This is a genomic window from Streptomyces qinglanensis (assembly GCF_900111245.1).
In the GTDB taxonomy this organism is placed as follows: domain Bacteria; phylum Actinomycetota; class Actinomycetes; order Streptomycetales; family Streptomycetaceae; genus Streptomyces; species Streptomyces qinglanensis.
Genome location: NZ_FOGO01000001.1, coordinates 22,942 through 47,838 on the forward strand (window position 1 = coordinate 22,942; position 24,897 = coordinate 47,838).

General features: G+C 73.3%; 23 protein-coding genes, 1 pseudogene and 1 riboswitch. Of the genes and pseudogenes, 10 read left to right on the plus strand and 14 right to left on the minus strand.

All coding sequences use genetic code 11. The features are described 5' to 3' along the window. Positions 1–26: 26 nt before the first annotated feature. Positions 27–290, plus strand: coding sequence for a hypothetical protein (locus BMX65_RS00125; RefSeq protein WP_398765027.1), 264 nt, complete (start codon positions 27–29; stop codon positions 288–290). Positions 291–314: 24 nt separating this feature from the next. Here the strand turns inward: BMX65_RS00125 and moaA are convergent, their stop codons facing one another. The 3 genes and pseudogenes from moaA to BMX65_RS00140 all read right to left on the minus strand — a co-directional run. Beyond that, positions 315–1,304 (minus strand): GTP 3',8-cyclase MoaA, encoded by a 990-nt coding sequence (gene moaA, locus BMX65_RS00130; RefSeq protein ID WP_177214162.1) that lies wholly within the window; start codon positions 1,302–1,304, stop codon positions 315–317. 706 nt (positions 1,305–2,010) lie between these two features. Continuing rightward, positions 2,011–3,657 (minus strand): solute symporter family protein, encoded by a 1,647-nt coding sequence (locus BMX65_RS00135; protein ID WP_074998045.1) that lies wholly within the window; start codon positions 3,655–3,657, stop codon positions 2,011–2,013. Positions 3,658–3,755: 98 nt separating this feature from the next. Next, positions 3,756–4,091: pseudogene (locus BMX65_RS00140) on the minus strand (DUF485 domain-containing protein); the annotation flags it as partial. 247 nt (positions 4,092–4,338) lie between these two features. On the opposite strand from BMX65_RS00140, the gene BMX65_RS00145 reads away from it, so the two are divergent. Then, complete coding sequence (locus BMX65_RS00145; protein ID WP_177214163.1) at positions 4,339–5,889, plus strand: S8 family peptidase; 1,551 nt, start codon at positions 4,339–4,341, stop codon at positions 5,887–5,889. Between the two features lie 141 nt (positions 5,890–6,030). On the opposite strand, the gene BMX65_RS00150 is transcribed toward BMX65_RS00145, so the two are convergent. Beyond that, entirely contained in the window at positions 6,031–6,912 is an 882-nt protein-coding gene (locus BMX65_RS00150; RefSeq protein WP_074998048.1) for a sterol desaturase family protein, read from the minus strand. A gap of 626 nt (positions 6,913–7,538) precedes the next feature. On the opposite strand from BMX65_RS00150, the gene BMX65_RS00155 reads away from it, so the two are divergent. From BMX65_RS00155 to BMX65_RS00165, 3 genes are all read left to right on the plus strand, one after another. Beyond that, entirely contained in the window at positions 7,539–8,588 is a 1,050-nt protein-coding gene (locus BMX65_RS00155) for a DEDDh family exonuclease (protein ID WP_177214164.1), read from the plus strand. A 26-nt stretch (positions 8,589–8,614) separates the two neighbouring features. After that, on the plus strand, positions 8,615–9,415 hold the full coding sequence (locus BMX65_RS00160) for an SURF1 family cytochrome oxidase biogenesis protein (RefSeq protein ID WP_074998049.1): 801 nt from the start codon (positions 8,615–8,617) through the stop codon (positions 9,413–9,415). 64 nt (positions 9,416–9,479) lie between these two features. After that, positions 9,480–10,259: an SDR family oxidoreductase gene (locus BMX65_RS00165; RefSeq protein ID WP_074998050.1), complete on the plus strand. Its 780-nt coding sequence runs from the start codon at positions 9,480–9,482 to the stop codon at positions 10,257–10,259. A 37-nt stretch (positions 10,260–10,296) separates the two neighbouring features. On the opposite strand, the gene amaP is transcribed toward BMX65_RS00165, so the two are convergent. The 5 genes from amaP to BMX65_RS00190 form a co-directional block, all read right to left on the minus strand. Next, positions 10,297–10,893, minus strand: a complete 597-nt coding sequence (gene amaP, locus BMX65_RS00170; RefSeq protein WP_074998051.1) for an alkaline shock response membrane anchor protein AmaP — start codon at positions 10,891–10,893, stop codon at positions 10,297–10,299. Between the two features lie 10 nt (positions 10,894–10,903). Next, a complete protein-coding gene (locus BMX65_RS33215; RefSeq protein WP_079171620.1) occupies positions 10,904–11,698 on the minus strand; it encodes a DUF6286 domain-containing protein in 795 nt (264 codons plus the stop codon). Continuing rightward, the gene (locus tag BMX65_RS00180; RefSeq protein WP_074998052.1) at positions 11,695–12,075 is read right to left on the minus strand and encodes a hypothetical protein; all 381 of its coding nucleotides are present in this window, start codon (positions 12,073–12,075) and stop codon (positions 11,695–11,697) included. The genes BMX65_RS33215 and BMX65_RS00180 overlap by 4 nt, the downstream gene beginning before the upstream one ends. Before the next feature lie 4 nt (positions 12,076–12,079). Then, positions 12,080–12,268 carry a hypothetical protein gene (locus BMX65_RS00185; RefSeq protein ID WP_026004925.1) on the minus strand — a complete coding sequence of 63 codons (189 nt, stop codon included), beginning with the start codon at positions 12,266–12,268 and terminating at the stop codon, positions 12,080–12,082. A gap of 73 nt (positions 12,269–12,341) precedes the next feature. Beyond that, positions 12,342–12,842 (minus strand): Asp23/Gls24 family envelope stress response protein, encoded by a 501-nt coding sequence (locus BMX65_RS00190; RefSeq protein ID WP_074998053.1) that lies wholly within the window; start codon positions 12,840–12,842, stop codon positions 12,342–12,344. Positions 12,843–13,060: 218 nt separating this feature from the next. Here BMX65_RS00190 and BMX65_RS00195 point away from each other — a divergent pair, with 218 nt between their 5' ends. Next, entirely contained in the window at positions 13,061–13,879 is an 819-nt protein-coding gene (locus BMX65_RS00195) for a hypothetical protein (RefSeq protein ID WP_074998054.1), read from the plus strand. Between the two features lie 22 nt (positions 13,880–13,901). Here the strand turns inward: BMX65_RS00195 and BMX65_RS00200 are convergent, their stop codons facing one another. The 5 genes from BMX65_RS00200 to BMX65_RS00220 form a co-directional block, all read right to left on the minus strand. Further along, positions 13,902–14,681, minus strand: a complete 780-nt coding sequence (locus BMX65_RS00200) for an enoyl-CoA hydratase/isomerase family protein (RefSeq protein WP_074998055.1) — start codon at positions 14,679–14,681, stop codon at positions 13,902–13,904. Positions 14,682–14,756: 75 nt separating this feature from the next. Then, positions 14,757–14,978, minus strand: a complete 222-nt coding sequence (locus BMX65_RS00205; RefSeq protein ID WP_177214165.1) for a helix-turn-helix domain-containing protein — start codon at positions 14,976–14,978, stop codon at positions 14,757–14,759. 347 nt (positions 14,979–15,325) lie between these two features. Further along, positions 15,326–16,924 (minus strand): ABC-F family ATP-binding cassette domain-containing protein, encoded by a 1,599-nt coding sequence (locus BMX65_RS00210; protein ID WP_074998057.1) that lies wholly within the window; start codon positions 16,922–16,924, stop codon positions 15,326–15,328. Between the two features lie 198 nt (positions 16,925–17,122). Then, positions 17,123–18,388: a hypothetical protein gene (locus tag BMX65_RS00215; protein ID WP_074998058.1), complete on the minus strand. Its 1,266-nt coding sequence runs from the start codon at positions 18,386–18,388 to the stop codon at positions 17,123–17,125. A 406-nt stretch (positions 18,389–18,794) separates the two neighbouring features. Continuing rightward, complete coding sequence (locus tag BMX65_RS00220) at positions 18,795–19,952, minus strand: alpha/beta hydrolase family protein (RefSeq protein ID WP_074998059.1); 1,158 nt, start codon at positions 19,950–19,952, stop codon at positions 18,795–18,797. A 287-nt stretch (positions 19,953–20,239) separates the two neighbouring features. On the opposite strand from BMX65_RS00220, the gene BMX65_RS00225 reads away from it, so the two are divergent. From BMX65_RS00225 to BMX65_RS00240, 4 genes are all read left to right on the plus strand, one after another. Continuing rightward, a complete protein-coding gene (locus tag BMX65_RS00225; protein WP_074998060.1) occupies positions 20,240–21,568 on the plus strand; it encodes an inorganic phosphate transporter in 1,329 nt (442 codons plus the stop codon). Positions 21,569–21,585: 17 nt separating this feature from the next. After that, positions 21,586–21,798, plus strand: coding sequence for a hypothetical protein (locus tag BMX65_RS00230; protein WP_074998061.1), 213 nt, complete (start codon positions 21,586–21,588; stop codon positions 21,796–21,798). 193 nt (positions 21,799–21,991) lie between these two features. Next, a riboswitch (cobalamin riboswitch) is annotated at positions 21,992–22,112 on the plus strand. 160 nt (positions 22,113–22,272) lie between these two features. Continuing rightward, complete coding sequence (locus tag BMX65_RS00235; RefSeq protein WP_074998062.1) at positions 22,273–23,247, plus strand: cobalamin biosynthesis protein; 975 nt, start codon at positions 22,273–22,275, stop codon at positions 23,245–23,247. Beyond that, entirely contained in the window at positions 23,244–24,869 is a 1,626-nt protein-coding gene (locus tag BMX65_RS00240; RefSeq protein ID WP_074998063.1) for a cobyric acid synthase, read from the plus strand. The genes BMX65_RS00235 and BMX65_RS00240 overlap by 4 nt, the downstream gene beginning before the upstream one ends. Positions 24,870–24,897 lie beyond the last annotated feature (28 nt).

The following is a 24,897-nucleotide window of genomic DNA, read 5'->3' on the forward strand; positions in this document are numbered from 1 at the left end:
GCCCGGCGTCGCTTAATATCCGGACCGTGAGGCAGGATGAAGCGGTGATCCCCTCCGCCTCCCCCTCCGAAGAGGGACCCGAGACCCCGATCTGCTCCGCCAAGGGCTGCCGCGAGCCGGCCGTGTGGGTGCTCGCCTGGAACAACCCCAAGCTGCACACCCCCGACCGCCGCAAGACCTGGCTGGCCTGCGAGGAACACCGCGAACACCTGTCGAAGTTCCTGGGCGCCCGCGGCTTCCTGAAGGACACCGTGCCGCTCGCAGAATGGCACGCGCCCGACGACGGCTGACCCCGCAGTGCCGCCCCGCCCGGGTCAGCCCCCGATGGCCGACATCGGGCGCTGCGGCTGGACGAACGACGGGTCGTCGATACCGGCACCCGCCTTCTTGCCCCACATCGCCTTCCGCCACCGCTCCGCGATCTCCGCGTCGGACGCCCCGCCGCGCAGCGCGCCCCGCAGATCGGACTCCTCGGTGGCGAACAGACAGGTGCGCACCTGCCCGTCCGCGGTCAGCCGGGTACGGTCGCAGGCCCGGCAGAAGGGGCGGGTGACCGAGGCGATCACCCCGACCCGCTGCGGGCCGCCGTCCACCAGCCAGCGCTCCGCGGGCGCCGAGCCGCGCTCCTCCTGCTGCTCCGGAGTCAGCGTGAAACGGGTGCGCAGCGACGCCAGGATGTCCCCGGCGGTGATCATGCCCTCGCGCTGCCAGCCGTGCTGCGCGTCCAACGGCATCTGCTCGATGAACCGCAGCTCATAGCCCTCCTCCAGCGCCCAGGACAGCAGCTCGGGAGCCTCCTGGTCGTTGAGACCGGGCATCAGCACCGCGTTGACCTTCACCGGCGTCAGCCCCGCCGCCCGCGCCGCGGCCAGCCCGCGCAGCACGTCCGCGTGGCGCTTGCGGCGGGTCATCCGCCGGAACGTCTCGGGGTCGAGCGTGTCCAGCGAGACGTTCACCCGGTCCAGCCCGGCCTCCCGCAGCGCCTCCGCCGTGCGCTCCAGCCCGATGCCATTGGTGGTCAGCGACATTCTGGGACGGGCCGGCAGCTCGGCGCAGCGCGCCACGACACCGGCCAGCCCCGGACGCAGCAGCGGCTCACCTCCGGTGAACCGCACCTCGGTGACCCCGAGCTTGGCGGTGGCGATCCGGACCAGCCGGACGATCTCGTCGTCGGTCAGCAGCTCGGGCTTGGCGAGCCACTGCAGTCCTTCTTCCGGCATGCAGTACGTGCAGCGCAGATTGCAGCGGTCGGTCAGCGAAACGCGCAGGTCGGTGGCGACCCGCCCATAGGTGTCCAGCAGCATGCTGACAGCCCTCCCAAGTGCGTGATCTGCTTCGCAGCGTAAGTCACGTATGTGACATCCGACAGCTTCCGCTGTTGCGGGGTCGCACCTGCGAGGGCGCTGGCGCGCCGGCCCCCGCATCCGCGACTCCCTTCGCGGGGGGCGTCTTCGCGGGGTCGGTTCCCCTCCGCGGGTGGCCCGGCTCCGTGGGGGCACGCCCCCTGACGTCCCGGCCCTCCCCTTCGCGGGGGGCGCAATGTGGGGGCACGCCCCCTGGCGTTTTCGGCTGCCGCCGAGCGGTCGTGTCGGGGGGCGCTGCCCCCCAACGGCCCCCCGCTAAGTGGGCTCCGCCCCCTTAGAAACCCCCAGGCACCACAACTTCTCCCTCCCCCTCCCGTATCCGGCAACCGCCGGGGGCCTCTCGACTGCGGGAGCGCTCTTGTGCTGTGACGGACGGCATCAGGACACTTCCCGCACCCGACGGACCAAAGGCTGGCGCGGAACACACGTACGCAAGGTCTTGCGTGGGTGCGGCTGGGGGTCCTAGGGGGCGAAGCCCCCTAGCGGGGGGCTGTTGGGGGGCGGAGCCGCCCCAACGCCCGTCCGGCGAGGACAAAGGGGGCTCGGGGGCGAAGCCCCCGACAACGGCGCCGCACCGAGGCAAACAACGGACGGGGGCACCCAGCGAAGGGGGGAGGCGGCGCCCCCGCGAAGGGGGCGCCCGGCGTCAGTGGGCGCCTACTCCTGTCATGGAGCGGACCTCGAGCTCCGCGTACTTGGCGCCTCCGGCGCCCTCGTCCTTGGAGACGAGAGAACCGATCCAGCCGAGCAGAAAGCCCAGCGGAATGGAGATGAGGCCAGGATTCTGCAGCGGGAACCAGGCGAAGTCGGCGTCGGGGAACATGGAGGTCTCCTTGCCGGTGACCACTGGCGAGAAGAACACCAGGACCACCGAGGAGACCAGCCCGCCGTAGATCGACCACAGCGCGCCCGTGGTGGTGAAGCGCTTCCAGAAGAGGCTGTAGAGGAGGGTGGGCAGGTTCGCGGAGGCGGCGACCGCGAAGGCGAGGGCGACGAGTCCGGCGACGTTGAGCTTGCCGGCGAAGATCCCCAGGCCGATGGCGACGCCGCCGATGATGACCGCCGAGACGCGGGCCGCCTTGACCTCTTCCTTCTCGGTGGCCTTGCCCCTGCGGATGACGTTGGCGTACAGGTCGTGCGCGAAGGAGGACGAGGAGGCGAGGGTCAGTCCGGCGACGACGGCGAGGATGGTGGCGAAGGCGACCGCGGAGATCATCGCCAGCAGGACGGCACCGCCGGTGGAGTCCGCTCCGCCGCCGATCTCCTGGGCGAGCAGCGGGGCGGCGGTGTTGCCCGCGGCGTTCGAATCGGTGATCGTCTTGCGGCTGAGCAGCGCGGCGGCGCCGAAGCCGAGCGCGATGGTCATCAGGTAGAAGACGCCGATGATGCCGATGGCCCAGTTGACGGATTTCCGGGCGGCTTTGGCGGTGGGCACGGTGTAGAAGCGGATGAGGATGTGCGGCAGCCCGGCGGTGCCGAGCACGAGTGCGATGCCCAGGGAGAGGAAGTCGATCCGCGAGGTCGTCGAGACGCCGTACTTGAGTCCGGGTTCCAGGAACGACGCGCCCTTGCCGCTGTTCTCGGCGGCGGCGCCGAGCAGGGCGGAGAGGTTGTAGTTGAACTTGTGGAACACCAGCACGGTGATCACGACCGTGCCGCCGATCAGCAGGCACGCCTTGATCATCTGCACCCAGGTGGTGCCCTTCATGCCGCCCACCGTCACGTAGAGGATCATGACGATGCCGACGAAGACGACGATCAGGTTCTTGCCGGCCTCGCCGGTGATGCCCAGCAGCAGTGCGACGAGGGCGCCGGCGCCGACCATCTGGGCGAGCAGGTAGAAGATCGAGACGATGATGGTGGAGACGCCCGCCGCGGTCCGTACGGGGCGCTGCCGCATCCGGTAGGCCAGGACGTCGCCCATGGTGTAGCGCCCGGAGTTCCGCAGCGGTTCGGCGACCAGCAGCAGCGCCACCAGCCAGGCGACGAGGAAGCCGATGGAGTAGAGGAATCCGTCGTACCCGGACAGCGCGATGGCTCCCGCGATGCCGAGGAAGGACGCGGCGGACATGTAGTCGCCGGAGATGGCCAGGCCGTTCTGGAAGCCGCTGAACTGGCGTCCGCCCGCGTAGAAGTCGGTGGCGTCCTTGGTCCGGCGGCCTGCCCAGACGGTGACGCCGAGAGTGATGGCGACGAAGACCGAGAAGAGTGTGATGATCAGCGTGCGGTGCTCGCCGGCGCCCTCGGCGGCGAGCTGGGTGGCAGGCGCTGCGAGTTGCTGGGTGAGACTCATGCGTCGTCCTCCTGACCGGCGAGCTCGCCCTTGTCCTCGGCACGGGGTGTGGCCTGGTGGCCGATTTCGGCCCCGGTGGCCCGCTGCAGGTTCTCCGCCTCCAGCCGCGTCTTGAGCGCTTCCGCCTTGGGGTCGAGCTTCACTGCGGCGAACCGCGAGTACCACCAGGCGATCAGAAAGGTCGTCAGGAACTGCGCCAGCCCGAAGACGAAGGCGACGTTGATGTTCCCGACGACCTCGGTGCCCATGAACCCGCCCGCGTAGTTCGAGAGCAGGACGTAGAGCAGGTACCAGACGATGAACCCGACGGTCAGCGGGAAGACGAACGAGCGGTAGCCGCGCCGGAGTTCACCGAACTCGGCACTGTGCTGGACGTCCGTGTAGTCGCGGGGGCCCGGTGGGCCGGAGTGCGCGTGCTCTGGGGCGGTGTCCACAGTGACTCCTGAGGGAACGTGAGGGGGACGGAGCGTTCAAAGAGTGTGACCCACGTCTCAATGACGAGCAGTGCGCGCATCGTAGATCGTGCGTCGCGCCCGCAACAGGGGTCGGTAGTTGAAACAGATAAGACCGATCACGCTTGCGTACAGCCTTCAGCCTTTCTCCATCAATCCATTGCAGTTACCTGGCTCCCAGAGATAACTTCCGTCGTCTGTGGACAACTTCAGACGACATGGAGACCCCATGCATGTGAGACCATCCAGGCGGCGACGTGCTGTAGCGGTGCCGCTGGGACTGGTGTTGACCGCCACCCTCGGCCTGGCGGGCGCGGCCTCCGCGAACGCGCAGACCACCGAGCGGGCCGCGGCCGAGGCCGCGACACCCAAGGCGAAGGCCGGCGAGAAGCTCAGCTACATCGTCAACACCGAAACCAGTGGCCGTACCGTCAAACGTGTCAAGAAGGAAATACGCGAGGCTGACGGCAAGGTCATAGCCACTTACCGGAAAATAGGCGTCATCGTCGCGCACTCCAGCAACCCGGAGTTCGGCGAGACCCTGCGCAACGTCGACGGTGTCGACTCGGCGGGCGCCACCCGCACGGCTCCGCTCAAGGCGGCGACCACCACCGAGGTGGGCAAGCCGCACTTCGTCAAGGAGCCCAAGGCCAAGTCGTCGCTGACCGCGGCGCGGGCCAAGGACCAGGAGCCGCTGGAGTCCCTGCAGTGGGACAAGCGGGCCATCAAGGCCGACAAGGCCGCCGAGGTCAACGAGGGCAGCAGGAAGGTCACCGTCGGCGTCATCGACACCGGCGTGGACGACACCCACCCGGACCTGAAGGCCAACTTCTCCAAGAAGCAGTCCGCGAACTGCGTCGGCGGCAAGGCCGACACCTCGCCCGGCGCCTGGCGTCCGTACGACCCGAGCGAGGACTACCACGGCACCCACGTGGCGGGCATCATCGCCGCGCCCCGCAACGGTGTCGGCATCGCGGGCACCGCGCCCAACGTGAAGGTCGCCTCCCTCAAGGTGAGCGAGCCCGAGACGGCGCTGTTCTACAGCGAGGCCGTGGTCTGCGCCATGGTGTTCGCGGCCGACCACGGCATCGAGGTCACCAACAACAGCTACTACGTCGACCCGTGGCTCTACAACTGCGACGACCAGGTCGACCAGAAGGCCATCACCGAGTCGGTGCAGCGCGCCATCCGGTACGCGCAGCGCAAGGGCGTCACCACGGTCACCTCGGCGGGCAACTCGTCGAACGACCTGGCCGCGGACGAGATCAAGGACGACAGCAGCCCGGACGACGGCACCCCGGTCGAGCGGACCATCGACCCGGAGCACTGCAAGGACGTGCCGGCGATGCTGGACGGGACCACCTCCGTCTCGGCGACCGGCCCGGAGAACCTGAAGTCGTACTACTCCAACTACGGCCGGTACGAGATCGACGTGACGGCACCCGGTGGTGACCGCGCGTTCCAGACCCCGGAGGAGCCCGCCAAGGACGGTGGCGTGCTGTCCACCATGCCGAACGGCGAGTACGCCTACCTCCAGGGCACCTCGATGGCCGGTCCGCAGGTCGCGGGTGTGGCGGCGCTGATCAAGAGCACCCACCCCAAGTCCAGCGCCCAGGAGGTCTCCTGGCTGCTGAAGGCGCAGGCGCAGACCCTGCCCTGCCCGGAGAGCTACGACCCGGGCAACCGCGGCACCTACGCCGCCACCTGCACCGGCGTGCGGGGCAACAACAGCTTCTACGGCCACGGACTCGTGGACGCGCTGGCGGCCGTCACCAAGTGACGGCGGGGCGGCGTGACAGCGTGACGAAGTGACGGAGTGCCGACCGCACCGGCCCGCTCGACGGCCCGGGGCGGTCGGCAGAAGGGGCCGGACCGCGTATCCAGCGGTCCGGCCCCTTTCCGTCTTCCGTTGCCGGGTCGGTTACCGGTCGGCGAGTTCCGGCGCGGGCCGGGACGGCTCGACGGGCTGTCCGGCGGGCTGCCAGCCGGGGCCGCGGAAGATCCGGCCGCCGCGCTCCCGCCAGCTGCGCGCCGCGCGCACGTCACGGGCGATGGCCGCGTACTCGTGCGTGGCGACGCGCAGCGGGTTGTAGGAGTCGACGTTCTTGGTCAGACCGAAGACGCAGGAGTCGGTCTCCGGCACGAACGAGCCGAAGAGCCGGTCCCAGACGATCAGGATGCCGCCGAAGTTGCGGTCGAGATAGCTGCCCTGGGACGCGTGGTGCACACGGTGGTGCGAGGGTGTGTTGAAGACGAACTCGACGGGGCGCGGCAGCTTCCCGATCCGCTCGGTGTGGATCCAGAACTGGTAGACGAGGTTGGTGGCGGAGCAGAACGCGAGGGCCGCCGGATGGACGCCGCAGGCGATCATCGGTACGTAGAACGGCCACACGGTCCAGGTCGTCCAGGGCTGGCGGAGCGCCGTGGTGAGGTTGAACTTCCGGCTGGAGTGGTGCACGACGTGGCAGGCCCACAGGATGCGGATCACGTGGTGGCCACGGTGCGACCAGTAGTAGAAGAAGTCCTGCGCGAGCAGCATCAGGGGCAGGGTCCACCAGAGGATCGGCACGCGGAGCGGGGTGAGTTCGTAGAGCGCCGCGTACACGGCGACGATCGGGATCTTCCACAGCGCGTCGAACACCAGGCTGCCGAGCCCCATGGTGATGCTCGTCGCGGCGTCCTTCGCGGCGTATCCAGCGGCGTCCTCGTCCGGATGCAGGCGGTAACTCACCATTTCGATGACGGTGAGCAGGACGAACGCGGGGATGGACCAGAGGACCACATCGGGCAGGCTAGACGGCATGTCAGCAAGGTAAGGCCGCCGGAAGCCCCGCGCCAGAGGTTGTTACCGCTTGGTATGGAATCCCGGCCGCAGCACACCCGCCCCTTCCCTCCCGGAGCGGGTATCACGCGGACGGGTGCCGTCCGGGCTCCGGCCCGGCGCCCGTCCGCTCCCCCGTCCGCTCCCCCGGCCGTCGGCGCGCGGGCACCGGAGACGTCGTCGGCCGTACCGTACGGGAGTTGAGCGCTTTGCGGACGGAGTCGGACGCCGCAAGGCCGCACGTTCCGCCGGCACGCACGTCGCCCCGCCGCCCGCGCCCGGACGCGCTCACCCGCGAACGGGGCCCGGCGGCAGGGACTTTCCCGGCCGCGGCGACGGGCGTCGGCCCCGGCGCCGCCGCCCGGCCGCGCCGGGACACGGGACGCGGCCGGGAGAGGCGACGGTCCGGCCCCGGCCGCGGGCGCCGGTCCGTGCGCCGTCTGGGCACGGACCGGCGGCCTGAGCGGAACGTCCGATCCGCCCGCACCGCTGGGGGTTTGGCGGCTTTCCGCAGTGCCGGGGCCGGACCCGCCGGGAGTGCGGAGCGGACGCTGCGGTGCGGGCACGGCGTGCGGCGCTGTCAGTAGCGACCCGTATTCTCTGTGACCATGCTCGAAGACCAGACGGCACGCACGGACGGGACCTCCCCGCGCATCCCCGCGCAGCCCGCCGCCGACTCCCAGCCGCCCTCCGACTGGCCCACCGGATATCCGGACGGCTACGCGGTGGTGGACGTGGAGACCACGGGCCTCGCGCGGGACGACCGGATCGTGTCCGCGGCCGTCTACCGCCTCGACGCACGCGGCGAGGTCGAGGACCACTGGTACACGCCGGTCAATCCGCAGCGCGATCCCGGCCCCACCTGGATCCACGGGCTGACCGCCGAGGCGCTGGCCGACGCGCCGCTCTTCGGGCAGATCGCCGACGAGTTCGCCACCCGGCTGGCGGGCCGCGTGCTGGTCGCACACAACGCCGTCTTCGACTGGTCGATGATCGCGCGGGAGTACGCGCGGGCGGAGCGCGAGGCGCCGGTGCGCCAGCGGCTGTGCACCATCGCCCTGTCCAAGGAGCTGTCGCTGCCGCTGCCCAACCACAAGCTGGAGTCCCTCGCCGCGCACTACGGCGTGGTCCAGCAGCGGGCGCACCACGCGCTGGACGACGCGCGGGTGCTGGCCGAGGCGTTCCGCCCCAGTCTGCATCTGGCGGCGCGGCAGCGGGTGCGGCTGCCGCTGCTGGCGTGCCAGCCGCTGACCGAGTGGTCGGACGCGGTGGTCCCGCGCCGCCCGGGAGGCGGGCCGGGTGCCGGGTACCGCGCCTACGGCAGCGGGTACGGCACCTGGCGGCCCTCGCGCAAACGGCCGGCCTGTCCGTACCCCAACCCGGGACGCTACGAACCGGAGGGGCGCCTGGTGCAGGGGATGCGGGTGGCCATCTCCGGAGACACCTCGGTGGACCGGGACCTGCTGGAGGACCGGGCGATCGAGGCGGGCCTCCACATCGCCACCAGCGTCTCGCGGCTGACCAGTCTCCTGGTCACCAATGACCCGGACTCCCCCACCTCGAAGGTGGTGAAGGCCCGCAGCCACGGCACGCCCGTCGTCGACGAGGCCGCCTTCACCCAGCTCCTGCAGGACGTGGCCCCCGCACCGGAGGGGTGAACCGCCGGGGGGTACCGTCGGTAGACGTGTACCGCTTCCTGCTGTCCCGGCAATGGGTGATCCTCACCCTGCTCGGCCTCGTGCTGATCCCCGCGATGATCAAGCTGGGCTTCTGGCAGCTGCACCGCCACGAGAGCCGGGTCGCGCGCAACGAGGAGGTGGCCGCGAGCCTGGCGGCGCCCACCGTGCCGGTCACCGAACTGACCGGGAGGGGCCGGGAGCCCGCGGACCGCGACAAGTTCCGCACGGTCACCGCGCACGGCACCTACGACACCGAGCACGAGGTCGTCGTCCGGCACCGCACCGGCCCGGACCGCGACACCATCGGCTATTTCGTCGTCACTCCGCTCGTCCTCGACGACGGTTCGGCGATCCTGGTCAACCGCGGCTGGATCCGCGCGGACCGCGACCTGACGGCCTTCCCCGAGGTACCCGAGCCGCCCCGGGGCCGGGTCGGAGTCGTCGGACGGATGATGCCGGACGAGACCACCGAGGCCAGCGGGATCAAGGACACCCAGGGCCTGCCCGACCGCCAGGTCATGCTGATCAACAGCCGGAAGCAGGCCCCGGAGGTGGACCGCCCGCTGCTGGGGGGCTACGTCCAGCTCACGAAGACCTCGCCCCGGCCCGGCGGGCAGCAGCCGGAGGTCCTGCCCGAGCCCGACCACAGCGGGATCGGGCCGCACATGGCCTACGCCGTGCAGTGGTGGCTGTTCACCGCCGCGGTCCCGGTCGGCTGGGTCGTCCTGGTGCGCCGCGAGGTCAAGGAGCGGCGCGCGGCGGCCCAAGCCCCGGAGCGGCCGGAGCCGGTGGCCGAACCCGTCTGAGACCGGCGGGATCCGGGGCACCGCACCCTCCGGGGCCGCACCGCGGTCAGGCAGACTGCTCCCCATGGACCTTGGACTTTCAGAGCGCGTCTACGTCATCACCGGGGGCACCCGCGGGCTCGGGTTCGCCACCGCCGCACAACTGCTCGCCGAAGGGGCGCGCGTCGTCGTCACCGGCCGCTCGGAGAAGTCGGCCGAGGAGGCGGCGGCGCAGCTCGGGGTGGAGGCGTCGGGCGCCGAGGGCCGGGCGCTGGGCATCGGCGCGGACAACGCCGACCCGGGGACCCCGGCTCGGGTGATCGCCGCCGCGCGGGAGCGGTTCGGGCGGTTCGACGGCCTCCTCGTCAGCGTCGGCGGCCCCCAGGCGGGCGTACCCGCCGACCAGCTCACCGACGAGCAGTGGCAGACGGCCTTCGACGACGTCTTCCTGGGCGCCGTGCGGCTGGCCCGCACGGCAGCCGGCGAGCTGGGCGAGGGCGGAGTGGTCGGCTTCGTGCTCTCCGGGTCCGTGCGCGAGCCGATCCCCGGGCTGACCCTCTCCAACGGGCTGCGTCCGGGGCTGGCGGGGTTCGCCAAGAGCCTCGCGAACGAGCTGGGCCCGCGCGGCATCCGGGTGCTGGGGCTGATGCCCGGCCGGATCGGCACCGAGCGGATGCAGTATCTCGACTCCCTCTCCGGGGACGGGGACGCCGCCCGCGAGCGCAACTGCGCGGGCATCCCGCTGCGCCGCTACGGCACACCGGAGGAGTTCGGCCGGACGGCCGCCTTCGCCCTCTCCCCCGCCGCCTCGTATCTGACCGGGGTGATGCTGCCGGTTGACGGCGGAGCGCTGCACGGGTTCTGAGCGCCCGGTGCCGCCCGGAGCCGGCCCGCTGCGGGGATCAGCTCACCCGTTCCGCACGGTGCCGGGCGGCCCGCATCCTCACCTCGGCCGGCAGCTCCTGGAGCCCGGCCGAGGTCACCGCGTGGGCCAGCGCCTCGCGGTACAGCCGGTGCACTGCGGGGCCCGGCTTGGCGTGCGCGGTCAGCACCAGCCCGACGCGGGCCCGCGGGCGGCCGCGCTTCCCCGTCAGGACGACGCGCGCCCGGTCGATGCCCGGCTGGGACTCCGCCTCCGCGGCGACGGCGTCCTCCAGGGCCCGCCCCCGGAGGACGGCGCCCTCGCCGTCCCTGCTGTCGACCTCGACTCCGTCCAGCCGCTGCCACCGCAACTGCGCCAGCAGCCACCACAGGAACAGCAGGAACAGCACCGCCAGGACGGCGAGAGCCACCGGCCACCACCAGCCCTCGTCGGTCCACCGGGTGCGCTCGGCGTCGGTCAGCACCACGTCCTCGGGCCCGCTCCACGGCCAGTCCGCCGGCATGGTGACCCCCCAGCGGCGGGGCAGGTCGAAGCCCGCGAAGAGCACCGCCAGGCCGAGTGCGAGCAGCACCAGCCCGACCAGCGCGAGCAGCACCCGGTCAACAGTCCGCAGCATCGTCCTCGCCTCACCGTCGTTTCGGCGGCCGCCGCACCTGGACGGCCAGTCCCGGTCGGCCGGCCAGTCCCAGCTCCGCGATGCCGGCGCGCAGCGCGCCGTCCAGATCGCCGCGCACCTCGGCCAGGTCGCGGAAGTGCGCCGTCGCCCGGGCCCGGACCCTGCGGCGGGAGACGGTGACCCGCACCGCCTGCACGCCCGAGACCTCCATGGCCCGGTCCCGCAGCACCAGCGCGGCGGCGGAGCGTTCGAGTCCGGCGCGCACCCCGGGGACGTCCGGCCGCATCGTCAGCAGCGACCGCTTGCCGGGAGTGAGTGCCAGCACCAGCAGCCACAGGCCGAGTGCGGCGAGCACGGCGGCGCCCGCCAGCATGAGGACGTCGTCGAGGCGGCGGGAGGCCAGCTCGTCGGTGAGTGTCCGGCGCCAGGCCATACCGGTGCGACCGGCCCGCACGGAGGCCGCGTCGTAGAGCAGGATCCCGGTGCCGGCGAACAGCAGCAGCGCGACGACACCGGCCGGCACCCTGCGGACCGACCAGAACCGGCCCGCCTTCCCTGCGCCCGCGCCGGGCCCGTCGGCCTCCTCCGGGGGAGCGGCCCCGGAGCCGGACGGCCCGGACGCGGAGGGCGGGGTCGGCCCGGCGGCCTCCGGATCCGAGGGTCCCTCCGGAGTCTCGGGGGTCTCCGGGAGCTCGGTGGATCCGGGGGCCCCGGGGGTCTGCGGGGCCTTCTCCGACGTGGTGCCCGCTCCTCGCCGGCCGGCCCCGTTCGGGTGCGGGGCGCCCGTGTCGCCTGCTGGGGTCACTGCACCCTCCCGGAGCGTTCGCCCCGCAACTGCGCCGAGGTCAGCCGCTCGATGTCCAGTGCCACGTCCGGCACATCCATGCCGACGAGTTCGCCCAGCCGTGCGATGACGCGGCGGCGTACGGCGCCGCACTGCGCACCGAGGTCCGAGGGGTAGCCGAGTTCCAGTCCGAGCCGTACCCGCGCGGTCCGCTCCCGCACAGTGACCGCGGTGCGGCGCACCGGCCGGCCCACCGGGAGCCGGCCCGCCGCCGGGTCCTCCCCGGCCGGGACCTGGCGCAGCGCCTCACGCGCGGCCTGGGCGGCTACTTTGGCGACCACCCGGTCGGCGATCCTGGTCGCCCCCCGCTCTCCCGCGGAGATCTGGGCATCCGTCACGGAGTCACCTGCGGCGCTCGCCGTCCCGGCCGCGGAAGAAGTCTCCCGCCTCCAGGTCTCCGTCCGCGAACCGGCCCACCAGGAAGCCGACGGCCCCCAGCGCCGCGACCAGCACGAAGGCTCCGAATCCGCCGAAGTATCCGGCGAAGCCCAGTGCCAGTCCGGCGATCAGGCCGGCAAAGGCCATACTCATCCTGCGCTCCTTCGGTCGGCGCCGGGACGGGGCTCCCGGCGCTCGAGCACGTTCCCTGGTGTGCCGCGGCGGCTCACTGCACGCGGGTGCGGTCGGAGTCCTCGTCCTCGTCGTCCTCCTCGTCCGGCAGCTTGACGTCGCTCACCGCGATGTTGACCTCGACCACCTCGAGGCCGGTCATCCGCTCGACGGACGAGACGACGTTCTCCCGGACCGCGCGCGCCACATCCGAGATCGACACGCCGTAGTCGACGACGATCTCCAGATCGAGCGCCGTCTGCACCTCGCCGACCTCGGCCTTGACGCCCCGGCTGACCGACCGGCCCCCGCCGGGGACCCGGTCGCGGACGGCGCCGAAGGTCCGGGCCATACCGCCGCCCATCGCATGGACACCGACCACGTCGCGGGCCGCCATGCCCGCGATCTTCTCGACCACGCCGTCGGCGATGGTGGTGCGGCCCCGGGTGCCCGCCGCCCCCGACCCGCGGCGCCCCTGTTCGGCTCCCCCGCCGGTCTGCCGTCCGGTGGCCCCGCTGCGGTTCTCGGAGCGGTTGGACGTACTGGTCTCGGACATCTCTGCGCCCCTCTCGGAGGTTCGAAGCGGCCTGCCGCTCCGCGCCTCACCGTAGGCACAACCCGCCCGGCGCCGCGCGCGCAGATCCGCTGCACTCCTCCGTGCGGGTGACCCTTGCCGCCCGTACGCCCCGCGGTCCGCGCGGGCACGCCGTCGGCACGGAAGGTTCTCTCACGGGCGACGGGAACGGCGGCGGACGCGGAAGGGAAGTGCGCGCCATGGCGGCGGAACGGCTGACCACGGAGGTACGGCAGCAGCTCGGGCTGGGGCGGATCCTGCCGCTGGGAGAGGCGGCGGACGGCGTCTGGGTGACGGAGGAGGTCGCGTTGGGGGTGCTCCACCGGTCGGTACCCGGCGCCCGGCTGAGCGCGGTGCGGCTGGACCCCTCCGGTCCGCGCTCAGCCGCCGAGTCCGCCGTACCGGCACCCGCCGGTGCGCTGCCGCCGGGCCCGCTGACGCTGACCGCACATCTGGCGGTGGACGCCGACCGGCCGGTTCCGGCCGCGGCCGACGAGGTGCGGCGCACCCTGCTGGCAGCCGCCGAGCGGGAGCTGGGCCTGCCGCTGGAGTACGTGGACCTGCGGGTCACCGAGCTGGTGGAGGCGGGCAGCGCCGGACGCGTCCGCCGGGAGGAGGGGTCCGGCCCCCGGGAGGGCGCGGAGGAGCCGGCGCCCGGGCGGGAGCCCGCGGCGCGGGGCGCCGGCCCGGGCGGGCGGACGGAGGAGCCGGGGACGGAGCAGGCGGAGGCGGCCGACCGGGTCGCCCGGGCCGTGCTCGCGGTGCCGGGCGTGGTCCGGCTCGCCCCCGCGCAGGGCCCGGCCTTCTCGCATGTCGCCGCGGGGCCGCGGTTCAGCGCCGTCCGGATCGAGGGCGACCCGGCGGCGGGACCCTGCCATGTGCTGCTCAGGGTGACCGTCTCGCCCGAGCACCGCGTCCTGGACACCGCGCGCGCCGCGGGTGCCGCGGCGCGCGGGGCGCTCGGTACCCCCGACGGGGTGACCGCGGCGGTCCTGGTGGCCGCCGTCGACCGGAGGTGAGCCGCCGACCGGAGGTGAGCGGCTAGTCGCCGAGCCCGGCGAGGTCGCGGAGCCGGCGGGCCTGGGCGGCGCGCTCGGCGGCGCGCTGCTCGTCGTAGCTGCGCGTGCCGGCACCGGCGAGCAGCGCCTTGGTCTCGACGACGGCGCCCCGCGGTGCGGCCAGCAGCGCGGCTGCCAGGTCGGTGACGGCGCCGTCCAGCTCGTCGGCGGGCACCACCAGGTTGGCGAGCCCGACGCGTTCGGCCTCCTCGGCGTGGACGAAGCGGCCGGTGGCGCAGATCTCCAGGGCGCGCGCCTGGCCGACCAGGCTCACCAGCGGGTGCGTGCCGGTCAGGTCGGGCACCAGCCCGAGGCTGGTCTCGCGCATGGCGAACTGCACGTCCCGCGCGCAGACCCGCAGGTCGCAGGCGAGCGCGAGCTGGAACCCGGCGCCGATGGCGTGCCCCTGGACCGCCGCGACACTGATCAGGTCGGGGCGGCGCCACCACGTGAACGCCTCCTGGTACTCCGCGATGGCGGCGTCCAGTTCCTCGTCGCCACCGCGTGCGAGATCCAGGAACGACGGTTCGCCGTCGAAGCCCTCGGGCTCGAAAGCCTGTCGGTCGAGCCCGGCGGAGAAGGACTTGCCCTCGCCGCGCAGCACGACGACCCGCACCGTGCCCGGCAGCACGCGCCCCGCCTCGGCCAGTGCCCGCCAGGTGGCGGGCGTCTGCGCATTGCGCTTGGCCGGGTTGGTGAGGGTGACCGTGGCCACCTCGCCGTCGGCGGCGACATGTACGCCGTCCTGGTTGAGCAGGGTCATCGAGGTCCTCCGGTGGTTACCCAGCAGTATTGCCAACTGAAGAGTAACTACCGGAGGGTCTGCTCGAAAGCCTCCTCAGGAGGAGCTCGGCTTCTTGCCTCGGGTCGCTCCGCCGCGTCCGCGCAGAGTCACACCCGACTCGCTGAGCATCCGGTGCACAAACCCGTAGGAACGCCCGGTCTCTTCGGCCAGCGCCCTGATGCTCGCTCCGGAGTCGTATTTCTTCTTCAGGTCTGCCGCGAGCTTCTCGCGCGCGGCGCCGGTCACCCGGCTGCCCTTCTTCAGAGTCTCGGCCACCCGTGCCTCCTCATGGGAAGTGCGCTCTGTGCCTCTCATGATCACCCCTCCCCCCACATCTGGCCACCCATTCGGCAAGGTCTTCATGGGCGGCTCGGGAACATGTGCACGCCGGGAGCGCCCGGCGGACACCGCTTCCCTCCCTGTGCAGATGCACGTGCATGTCGGATTCCGGAGCGCACACACGAGAAAAACAGCAGGTCAGCGACGTTTCGGAGGAATCGGTCCGGACCGCCGCCGACTCCTGCCACGGGGACCCGGCCCGGCCGTCGGGCCGCGCCGGGGTACCAGCCGCACTCACTCAGATGAAGGATCAACCGTCGGCCGAATGATCCATCCCGGATGGATCAAGCAAGGGCCACGAGGTCCGCGTACTCCTGCCCCCACAGGTCCTCGACACCGTCCGGCAGCATGATGATCCGCTCCGGCTCCAGCGCCGCGACGGCGCCCTCGTCGTGGGTGACCAGTACGACCGCCCCGGTGAAGGTGTGCAGGGCGCCCAGGATCTCCTCGCGGCTGGCCGGGTCGAGGTTGTTGGTCGGCTCGTCCAGCAGCAGCACATTGGCCGAGGAGACGACCAGCGTGGCCAGGGCCAGCCGGGTCTTCTCCCCACCGGAGAGCACCCCGGCGGGCTTGTCCACGTCGTCGCCGGAGAAGAGGAAGGAGCCCAGCGTCTTGCGGATCTCGACCAGATCCATGTCCGGCGCCGCCGAGCGCATGTTCTCCAGCACCGTGCGCGCGGGATCCAGCGTCTCGTGCTCCTGCGCGTAGTAGCCGAGCTTCAGCCCGTGACCGGGGACGACCTTGCCGGTGTCCGGTTCCTCGACCCCGGCCAGCAGCCGCAGCAGCGTCGTCTTGCCCGCGCCGTTGAGGCCGAGGATGACGACGCGGGAGCCCCGGTCGACGGCCAGGTCGACGCCGGTGAAGATCTCCAGCGAGCCGTAGGACTTCGACAGGTCCTCGGCCATCAGCGGGGTCTTGCCGCAGGGCGCCGGATCGGGGAAGCGCAGCTTGGCGACCTTGTCGCTCTGCCGCTCGCCCTCCAGCCCGGACAGCAGCTTCTCGGCGCGGCGCGCCATGTTCTTCGCGGCGACGGCCTTGGTGGCCTTGGCCCGCATCTTGTCGGCCTGCGAATTGAGGGCCGCCGCCTTCTTCTCGGCGTTGGCCCGCTCCCGGCGGCGGCGCTTCTCGTCGTCCTCGCGCTGGGTGAGGTACTGCTTCCAGCCCATGTTGTAGATGTCGATGGCCGACCGGTTGGCGTCCAGGTAGAAGACCTTGTTGACCACCGTCTCCACCAGGTCGACGTCGTGGGAGATGACGATGAGACCGCCGCGGTAGGTCTTGAGGAAGTCGCGCAGCCAGACGATCGAGTCGGCGTCCAGGTGGTTGGTCGGCTCGTCCAGCAGCAGGATGTCGGCGTCCGAGAAGAGGATGCGGGCCAGTTCGACGCGGCGCCGCTGACCGCCGGAGAGAGTGTGCAGCGGCTGGCCCAGCACCCGGTCGGGCAGGCCGAGGCTGGCGGCGATGGTCGCCGCCTCCGCCTCGGCGGCATAGCCGCCCTTGGTGAGGAACTCGGTCTCCAGGCGCTCGTACTTCTTCATCGCCTTCTCGCGCGTGGCGCCCTTGCCGCCCGCGATGCGCTCCTCGTTCTCCTGCATCTTGCGCAGCACCACGTCCAGGCCGCGTGCGGAGAGGATGCGGTCGCGCGCGAGCACGTCGAGGTCTCCGGTGCGCGGGTCCTGCGGGAGGTAGCCGACCTCGCCGCTGCTGGTGACGGAGCCGGCGGCGGGCGTGCCCTCACCCGCCAGGCACTTGGTGAGGGTGGTCTTGCCCGCGCCGTTGCGCCCCACCAGACCGATGCGGTCGCCCTTGGCGATGCGGAAGGTGGCGGACTCGATGAGGACGCGTGCTCCGGCGCGCAGCTCAAGACCGGTTGCGGTGATCACTGGAAGACTCCAAGGCAGGGCTGTGGACGTGCGTACGGGAGAAGTGCGGAAGCGGCGTACGCACGCCTAATGCACGAGGAGATGAGGCATGCGGGCCAGTCTACCGGCGGAAGGCAAACGCTTTTCCGGTGCGCTGCCGGACACCGCCCCGCCGCCGCGGGCCCGCCGGGCGCAGCCGGAGAGCCGACGTGCCCCGCGTCACTCCCCGCCGGTGTGCACCTGGAAGGCGGCCCGGCGCACGGCCTTGGCCAGTGCGGGGTCCGGATGCGCGGCGGCGAGCGCGACCAGGACCTGCACCGTGCGCGGATGGCCCGTCGCCCGGACCTCCTCCAGCAGCTTGGGCACCGAGCCCTGTACGGCGGTGCCCAGGTGGTCGACCAGCAGGCGCTCCTCGCCGTGGTCGGTGACGGCGGCCGCGGTGTCCACCCACAGCCAGGTCGCCTCCTGCCGGGTGAGCACACCGGGGGCGCCGCCCGAGAGGTCCTCCGGATCGGTGCCCGCCTGCTCGGCCAGCCACAGCAGCGCGTAGGGCCGCAGGGTGGGCTCCTCCGCGGCCTCCTGCACCGCCTCCTCGGCGGGCGCCCCCACCACGCGCAGCGCCTCGAAGGCCAGCCCCCGGATGAGCGCGTCCTCGCCCCGGGCCGCCTCCAGCAGTTCGGTGACCGCGGGTGAGGTGGGGCGCGCGGCGAGCCAGGCGCGGTACTCGTCCCGGGCCGGGCCCGGGGTCATCCGGGCGCAGCCGCGGAGCATCTCGCCGGCGGACTGCTCGATGTTCCCGGCCGGGCTCTGCGCCGCGACGCAGATCTGTTCCAGCTTGGTCCACACCGCCCAGTTGCCGAGCGGGGTGAGGACGGCGGACCCCTGCCGCACGCCGGTCTCCGGAGCGGGTTCCTCGTCCGCGCAGCGGGTCAGCGCGCCGACGGCGCAGAGCCCGTCCAGCGCCCAGTCCAGCAGTCCGGGCAGGGCGACGCCGACCGTCGCGCGGTTCGGCTCCTGGTCGCGTTCGGCCCGCAGTTCGGCGATGCGCTGGGCGAGCAGGTCGTGCAGCAGGTCGAAGGTGACGGGACCGCCGGAGAGGTGCATCACGGACAGGAACTGCGGCACCGCCTCGACGATCTCCGCGACCAGGCTCTGCTCGTGCGGCAGCGGAGCGGGGTGTGCGAGCGACCAGGCGTCGAAGAGGGCGACCCAGCCCCGCAGCACGGCGCTGTCGTCCTGGTCCCAGGCCCGCAGCCGCCATCCGGCGCGTGCGGTCTCCCCGTGGAGTTCGATGAGGCCGGCCAGCTTGGCCCGGTCCCAGTGGGCGCGCAGCACCGGGACGGTCAACCGCAGCTCTTCGGCCGCGCGTTCGGTCTCGGTGCCGGACTGCGGGGAGCGGCCGGTCCCGGCCGCCCAGCGGGCCACGCGGACGGCCTCGGCGAGGCAGGCGCGGGCATACCGGGCGAGCTGGTCGCGGGGCAGCACACCGTCCGGGGGCGGTGGCGTCCTGGCGGAGCGCCTGGTCGTCACAGTGCGCCGGGCGGCGGCGACGGGCTGTCGGGGAACGAGCCGGAGCCGGTTGTCCCCCGGGGTACGGGACGTCGTCACAGGAGCAGTCTTCACGCTGTGCCGCGGAAACCCAAACCTGGGGTGCCGATTCTGGTCGTTCACGCCCTCCTGCCGACCGCACGGGGAGGGCTGAGGAGGACTCAGGGTGACGCGGCCTCACCCGGACGGCGCGTCCCCGGAGCTGCGGTGCGCCGGCTCGGCGCGGCCCGGATCGGCAGCCCCCGGACCCGCGGGGCCTCGGACCGACGGGGCCTCGGACCGACGGGGCCTCGGACCGACGGGGTCCCGGAGCAGCCCGACGGGGTCCCGGAGCAGCGGGGCCTCAGATCAGTGGGGTGATGAAGCGGCGCAGCGCCTCTTCGTAGCCGTGCGGGTCGGCGTTCCACATGGCGGCGTGCGGGGCGTCCGGGACCTCGCGCAGGGAGATCAGCCGGGGGCGGCGCGCGGCCAGTGCCCGGGAGCTGTCCACCGGCGCGACGGTGTCGGCGGGTCCGTGCAGCACCAGGGTGGGCACTGTCAGCTTGGCGGAGTCCACCACCGCGACGTCCCGTCCCTCGGGGAGGCCGGCGCGTCCCTGGACGGCGCGCACGACGAGCGGCAGCAGCGCGCGCGGGGTGCCCCGGAGGGCGGCCAGCGCGCGCACGGTGGCGGGCCAGTCCAGTACGGGCGAGTCCAGCACCAGGCCGGCCACCCGGTCCCGCAGCGGGGAGTTCGCGGCGGTGTGCAGCGCCATCGTGGCACCGCTGGACCAGCCGTGCAGGATCACCCGTCGGGCGCCGTGCTGCACGGCGTAGCGGAGGGCGGCGTCCAGGTCGCGCCACTCGGAGTTGCCCAGGTGCCCGATGCCGTCGGGGTACGGGGGCGCGCCGGGGTCCCCGCGGTAGGCGATGTCGAGCACCGGGACGCTGAACCGCCGGTAGAAGGGGACGAGTGCCAGGGGGTGCTCACGGGTGGCGCCGAGGCCGTGCACGGCGATCACCCAGACGCCGCGGTCGCCGGGGACGAACCAGGCGGGCAGCGGACCGAGTTCGCCGGGGATCTCGGCGTCGGCGTACGCCGTCCCGAGCGCCTCGCCGGGGTTCCCGACGTACACCTGCGGGGTGAGGCGGACGGTGGTGCCGGCGCTCAGCCGCCCCCGGTCGACGCGGCGCAGCTCCCGTACGACGGCGTGCGGGCGGGGCCGCGCCGCGGTCGCGTCCGCCAGCACCGGGCCGACGACGGCGTGCACCCCGCGCCCGGTCAGCCCGTAGACCCCGGGCAGTCCGGCGGCCAGGGAGCGGGTGACGGCGATCCTGTCGTCGTCGTGCGAGTGCACCGTCAGCCGGGTGCCCTCGAACCCCGCGGTGGGCCCGCTGCCGGCGTCGCCCCGGGGCCGCGGCGGGCGCAGCGCGGCATCGGCTGCGTACCGTCCGGCCGCCAGGGTGGCCGCGCCGGTACCGAGCACGGTGGTGGCGGCCAGGGCCGCGGTTCGCAGGCGCATCCTCCACAGTGTTGACGCGATCGGAGGCCGGAAACCAGCAGGGCGGGCCGGGAGGGTGACACCCGACCGGCGGAACCGGGACGGAAGCGCCAGCATGGGCCGGGGTGTTGGCGGGCGGGCGGCCGCGTCGCGTTGGCTCCGTGCAGCCCGCTGACTACGGTGTGACCTGGCCCACACAACAGGTGTCAGGGGGCGACACTTCGATGCCCGCCCCAGTTCACCTTCCGTTCACTCGCCGTCTTTACGTTCACGACGTCATTGCCCCTCGAACTGATTGTGCCTGGTGAATGGAACACATCACGCTTCTCATCGGGATCGTGATCGTCACGGCCTTGGTGTTCGACTTCACGAACGGCTTCCACGACACGGCCAACGCCATGGCCACGACCATCTCCACCGGGGCACTGGCTCCGCGGGCGGCGGTCGCCATGTCGGCGGTCCTCAACCTCCTCGGCGCCTTCCTGTCCATCGAGGTGGCCAAGACCATTTCCTCGGGAATCATCGACGAAGGTTCCGGCATCCGGCCCGAAGTGATCTTCGCGGGGCTGGTGGGCGCGATCATCTGGAACCTGCTGACCTGGCTCGCCGGGCTGCCCTCCAGCTCCTCGCACGCCCTGATGGGCGGACTGATCGGCGCGACGCTCGCCGCCGTCGGCACCGGCGCGGTCAACGGTGACATCGTCGTCATGAAGGTCCTCATCCCGGCGCTGGCCGCACCCGTGGTCGCGGGCCTGGCCTCCCTGTGCGCCACCCGGCTGACCTACCGGGTCGCCCGGAACGCCGACGAGGAGCGGACCGCCAAGGGCTACCGCGCCGGGCAGATCACCTCCGCCGCGCTGGTCTCCCTCGCCCACGGCACCAACGACGCGCAGAAGACCATGGGCGTCATCACTCTGGCGCTGGTCACCGGCGGCGCGCTGGCGCCCGGCTCCGACCCGCCGGTGTGGGTCATCGCCTCGGCCGGGCTCGCCATCGCGCTGGGCACCTACCTGGGCGGCTGGCGCATCATCCGCACCATGGGCAAGGGCATCACCGACATCCAGCCGCCGCAGGGCTTCGCCGCCCAGACCAGCGCGGCGGCGACGATTCTGGCCTCCTCGCACATCGGCTTCTCCCTCTCCACCACCCACGTGTGCTCGGGCGCCGTGATGGGCTCCGGCCTCGGCCGCAAGGGCGGCGTGGTGCGGTGGGGAACGGCCGGCCGGATGGTCGTCGGCTGGGCACTGACCCTCCCCGCCGCCGGCGGGATCGCGGCGGGTGCCGCGCTCCTGGCCGAGCAGGGCGACTGGGGCGTGACGACGGTCGCCGTCCTCGCCCTCGCGCTGTGCGGCGCCATCTGGGTCCGCTCGCGGCGCGCGCCGGTGGACCACACCAACGTCAACGGCGACTCCCCCGCCACGGCGGAGCCCACCGGGGTCCCCGGCCCGACCGCCGAACCGGCGGCGGAACCCGCACCCGTGTCCGTGCCCGCCGGCGTGGTCACCACCGCCGTCCGGGCCGTCGCCCCGCCCCCGCCGCCCGCGGGAGTGACGGTCGGCTCCGCCGCCGAGGAGGCAGCCGCCTCCGAGACCCCGCACCCGACCGGCCGCCCCGCGTCGGCGAGCAGCCTCAGCTAGGCAGAAGGGACGACCGCATGCACATCGACTGGGCCGCGCTCGGCCAGGTCTTCGGCGTCAGCCTGGTGGCGACGGTGGGACTCGTCGGCATCTTCACTCTCGGCATCGTCGCCGGCTCGCCGCGCACCGCCGGCACCGCTCCCTCGGCGCTGGCCCGCACCGGTGCCTACGCCTGCTACGCACTGTGCCTGGCAGCGGTGGCGTACGGGATCTTCCTGATCGCGGGCTGAGCCCGCTCCCGTCCGGCCGCGGCAGCCCTGGCAGGGCTGCCGCGGCCGGACGAACCGCTTCGGTGAGGGGGCACGGGAGCATCCCGTGCCCCCTCACCGATGGTGCTGCCCGCCGCCCCCGTCGCAGGTCAAGGGCGAGTTGACGGGGCCGGACCGGCGTGGTGGACTTCCCGTGCCAAACGGCGGCACGGAGAGGAAGCCGGTGCGAATCCGGCGCGGTCCCGCCACTGTCACCGGGGAGCGCCACCCCAACGAAGCCACGGCCCGCACGGGCTGGAAGGCGGGGGCGGTGTGGATCCGGGAGCCAGGAGACTCTCGCCGCCGGTCGAGTCGAGCCAGGGCGAGGACCCTGAGTGAGGACGCCGAGATGCGTGGCTGTGCCGCCATATCCGCCGCCGACATGCCCTCCGCTGCCGCGGGGAGCGCTGTCGTGGGGACCGCTGCCGTGGGTGAGTGCGCCGGATCCGTCCGCTGATGGGCGCCGCTGACGTCCGGATGCGCGGGATCCTGCTGGGGTTCGCCGCCGACGCGCTGCTGGGCGACCCGCGGCGCGGGCACCCGGTGGCCGTCTTCGGCCGGGCCGCCGGAGCGCTGGAGCGCCGGCTGTGGCGCGACCACCGGGGTGCGGGTGCGCTGCACACCGTCCTCGCCGCGGGCGGCGCCGTCGCCGCGGCCGGTGCCGCGTGCCGTGCCGCGCGCAGCCGGGCGGCCGCACCGCTCCCCGAACTCGTCCTGACCGCGGCCGCCACCTGGGCCGTCCTCGGAGGGACGTCGCTGACCCGGGAGGCGCAGGCGGTCCGCGGCGCGCTGGAGACCGGGGACCTGGAGCTGGCACGCGAGCGGCTGCCCGCGCTGTGCGGGCGCGATCCGCAGCGGCTGGAGGCACCGGAAGTGGCCCGCGCCGTGGTCGAGTCGGTCGCGGAGAACACCTCGGACGCCGTGGTGGGGGCCCTGGTCTGGGGGGCGCTGGCCGGTGTCCCCGGCCTGGTGGGCTTCCGCGCCGTCAACACGCTGGACGCGATGGTGGGCCACCGCTCCCCGCGGCACCGCCGCTTCGGCTGGGCCGCCGCGCGGCTGGACGACGCGGCGGGCGGGCCGGGAGCGCGGCTGACCGCCGTGCTCGCCGCGCTCGCCGGACCCGATCCGCGCGGCGCCCTGCGCGCCTGGCGGGCCGACGCGCACCGGCACCCCAGCCCCAACGCGGGCCCGGTGGAGGCGTCGTTCGCGGGCGCCCTCGGGGTGCGGCTGGGCGGCACGCTCGCCTACGGCGGGCGGGTGGAGCACCGGCCCGTCCTCAACGCTTCCGGCCGCGCCGTACGCACCGCCGACATCGAGCGGGCCGTGCGGCTGTCGCGCCGGGTGGGGCAACTGGCCCTGGTGACGAGCTGTCTGACGGGAGCGGCGGTGCGCCGCCTGCGGCGGGGCCGCACGGTGGGAGGAGCACGGTGAGCGGGCGCGGAACGGGCGGGCGCGGAACGGGCGGGCTGCTGGTCGCGGGGACGACCTCGGACGCGGGCAAGAGCGTGGTGACGGCGGGCATCTGCCGCTGGCTGGCCCGCAAGGGGATCCGGGTCGCGCCGTTCAAGGCGCAGAACATGTCGCTCAACTCCTATGTCACCTCCGACGGGGCGGAGATCGGCCGCGCCCAGGCGATGCAGGCGGCAGCGGCCCGGGTGGAGCCGAGCGCGCTGATGAACCCGGTGCTGCTGAAGCCGGGCGGTGACCGCACCAGCCAGGTCGTCCTGCTGGGCAAGGCGGTCGGCGAGATGTCGGCGCGGGGCTACTTCGGGCGGCACCCGGGCGACGGGGGGCCGGCCGGGGACGGGGCGGACGGCGAGGGTGCGCCGCCCGTGGGGCGCGCGGAGCTGCTGGAGACGGTCGCGGGCTGCCTGGAGGAGCTGCGGCGCACCCACGACGCGGTCGTCTGCGAGGGCGCGGGCAGTCCCGCCGAGATCAACCTGCGGCGCAGCGACATCGTCAACATGGGGCTGGCCCGGGCCTGCCGGCTGCCGGTGCTGGTCGTCGGCGACATCGACCGGGGCGGAGTGTTCGCCTCGCTCTTCGGTACGACGGCGCTGCTGGCGCCGGAGGACCAGGCGCTGCTCGCCGGCTACCTGGTCAACAAGTTCCGCGGCGACGGCTCGCTGCTGGAGCCCGGCCTGGAGATGCTGCGGAAGCTGACGGGGCGCCCCACGCTCGGCGTGCTGCCCTACCGGCACGGGCTGGGCATCGACGAGGAGGACGGGCTGCGGGTGTCGCTGCGCGGGACCGTGCGCGAGTCCGCCGTCGCGGGCCCGTACGGCGCCGATGTGCTGCGGGTGGCCGTGCTGCCGGTGCCGCTGATGTCCAACTTCACCGATGTCGACGCGCTGGCGGCCGAACCCGGCGTGGTGGTGCGGTTCAGCGACCGCCCCGAGGAACTGGCCGACGCGGACCTGGTGGTGGTGCCCGGCACCCGCGGGACGGTCAAGGCCCTGGAGTGGGTGCGGGCACGGGGGCTGGCAGCGGCGCTGGCGCGGCGCGCGGCCGAGGGGCGGCCCGTGCTGGGCATCTGCGGCGGCTACCAACTGCTGGGTGAGCACATCGAGGACGACGTCGAGTCGCGGGCGGGCGCGGTCGAGGGCCTCGGGCTGCTGCCGGTGCGGGTGCGGTTCGCGCCGGAGAAGACGCTGGCACGCCCGCACGGGCTGGCGCTGGGCGAGCCGGTGGAGGGGTACGAGATCCACCACGGAGTGGCCGATGTGCGGGGCGGCGAGCCGTTTCTGCGCACCGCTGACGGCGCTGACGGCGCTCCCGTGGACGGCTGCCGGGTCGGCAGCGTGTGGGGCACCCACTGGCACGGCTCGCTGGAGTCGGACGGTTTCCGCCGTGCCTTTCTGCGGCGGGTCGCCGCCGACGCGGGCCGCGCGTTCGAACCGGCGCCGGACACCCGGTTCGCGGCGCTGCGCGAGGAGCAACTCGACCGGCTGGGCGATCTGATCGAGGAGCACGCGGACACGGACGCGCTGCTGCGGCTCATCGAGCACGGCGTGCCGGAGGGGCTGCCGTTCGTACCGCCGGGGGCGCCGTGAGAAGCCCCGGGTCCGGGCGGCGGGGCAC

Excerpts from the sequence above, each read along its gene's own strand:
- BMX65_RS00225 (WP_074998060.1), top strand. The coding sequence starts at position 20,240 with ATGGAACACATCACGCTTCTCATCGGGATCGTGATCGTCACGGCCTTG.
- BMX65_RS00220 (WP_074998059.1), bottom strand. The coding sequence starts at position 19,952 with ATGCGCCTGCGAACCGCGGCCCTGGCCGCCACCACCGTGCTCGGTACC.
- BMX65_RS00195 (WP_074998054.1), top strand. The coding sequence starts at position 13,061 with ATGGCGGCGGAACGGCTGACCACGGAGGTACGGCAGCAGCTCGGGCTG.
- BMX65_RS00145 (WP_177214163.1), top strand. The coding sequence starts at position 4,339 with ATGCATGTGAGACCATCCAGGCGGCGACGTGCTGTAGCGGTGCCGCTG.
- BMX65_RS00230 (WP_074998061.1), top strand. The coding sequence starts at position 21,586 with ATGCACATCGACTGGGCCGCGCTCGGCCAGGTCTTCGGCGTCAGCCTG.
- amaP (WP_074998051.1), bottom strand. The coding sequence starts at position 10,893 with ATGCTGCGGACTGTTGACCGGGTGCTGCTCGCGCTGGTCGGGCTGGTG.
- BMX65_RS00165 (WP_074998050.1), top strand. The coding sequence starts at position 9,480 with ATGGACCTTGGACTTTCAGAGCGCGTCTACGTCATCACCGGGGGCACC.
- BMX65_RS00135 (WP_074998045.1), bottom strand. The coding sequence starts at position 3,657 with ATGAGTCTCACCCAGCAACTCGCAGCGCCTGCCACCCAGCTCGCCGCC.
- BMX65_RS00190 (WP_074998053.1), bottom strand. The coding sequence starts at position 12,842 with ATGTCCGAGACCAGTACGTCCAACCGCTCCGAGAACCGCAGCGGGGCC.
- BMX65_RS00200 (WP_074998055.1), bottom strand. The coding sequence starts at position 14,681 with ATGACCCTGCTCAACCAGGACGGCGTACATGTCGCCGCCGACGGCGAG.
- BMX65_RS00185 (WP_026004925.1), bottom strand. The coding sequence starts at position 12,268 with ATGAGTATGGCCTTTGCCGGCCTGATCGCCGGACTGGCACTGGGCTTC.
- BMX65_RS00235 (WP_074998062.1), top strand. The coding sequence starts at position 22,273 with ATGGGCGCCGCTGACGTCCGGATGCGCGGGATCCTGCTGGGGTTCGCC.
- BMX65_RS00155 (WP_177214164.1), top strand. The coding sequence starts at position 7,539 with ATGCTCGAAGACCAGACGGCACGCACGGACGGGACCTCCCCGCGCATC.
- BMX65_RS00150 (WP_074998048.1), bottom strand. The coding sequence starts at position 6,912 with ATGCCGTCTAGCCTGCCCGATGTGGTCCTCTGGTCCATCCCCGCGTTC.
- moaA (WP_177214162.1), bottom strand. The coding sequence starts at position 1,304 with ATGCTGCTGGACACCTATGGGCGGGTCGCCACCGACCTGCGCGTTTCG.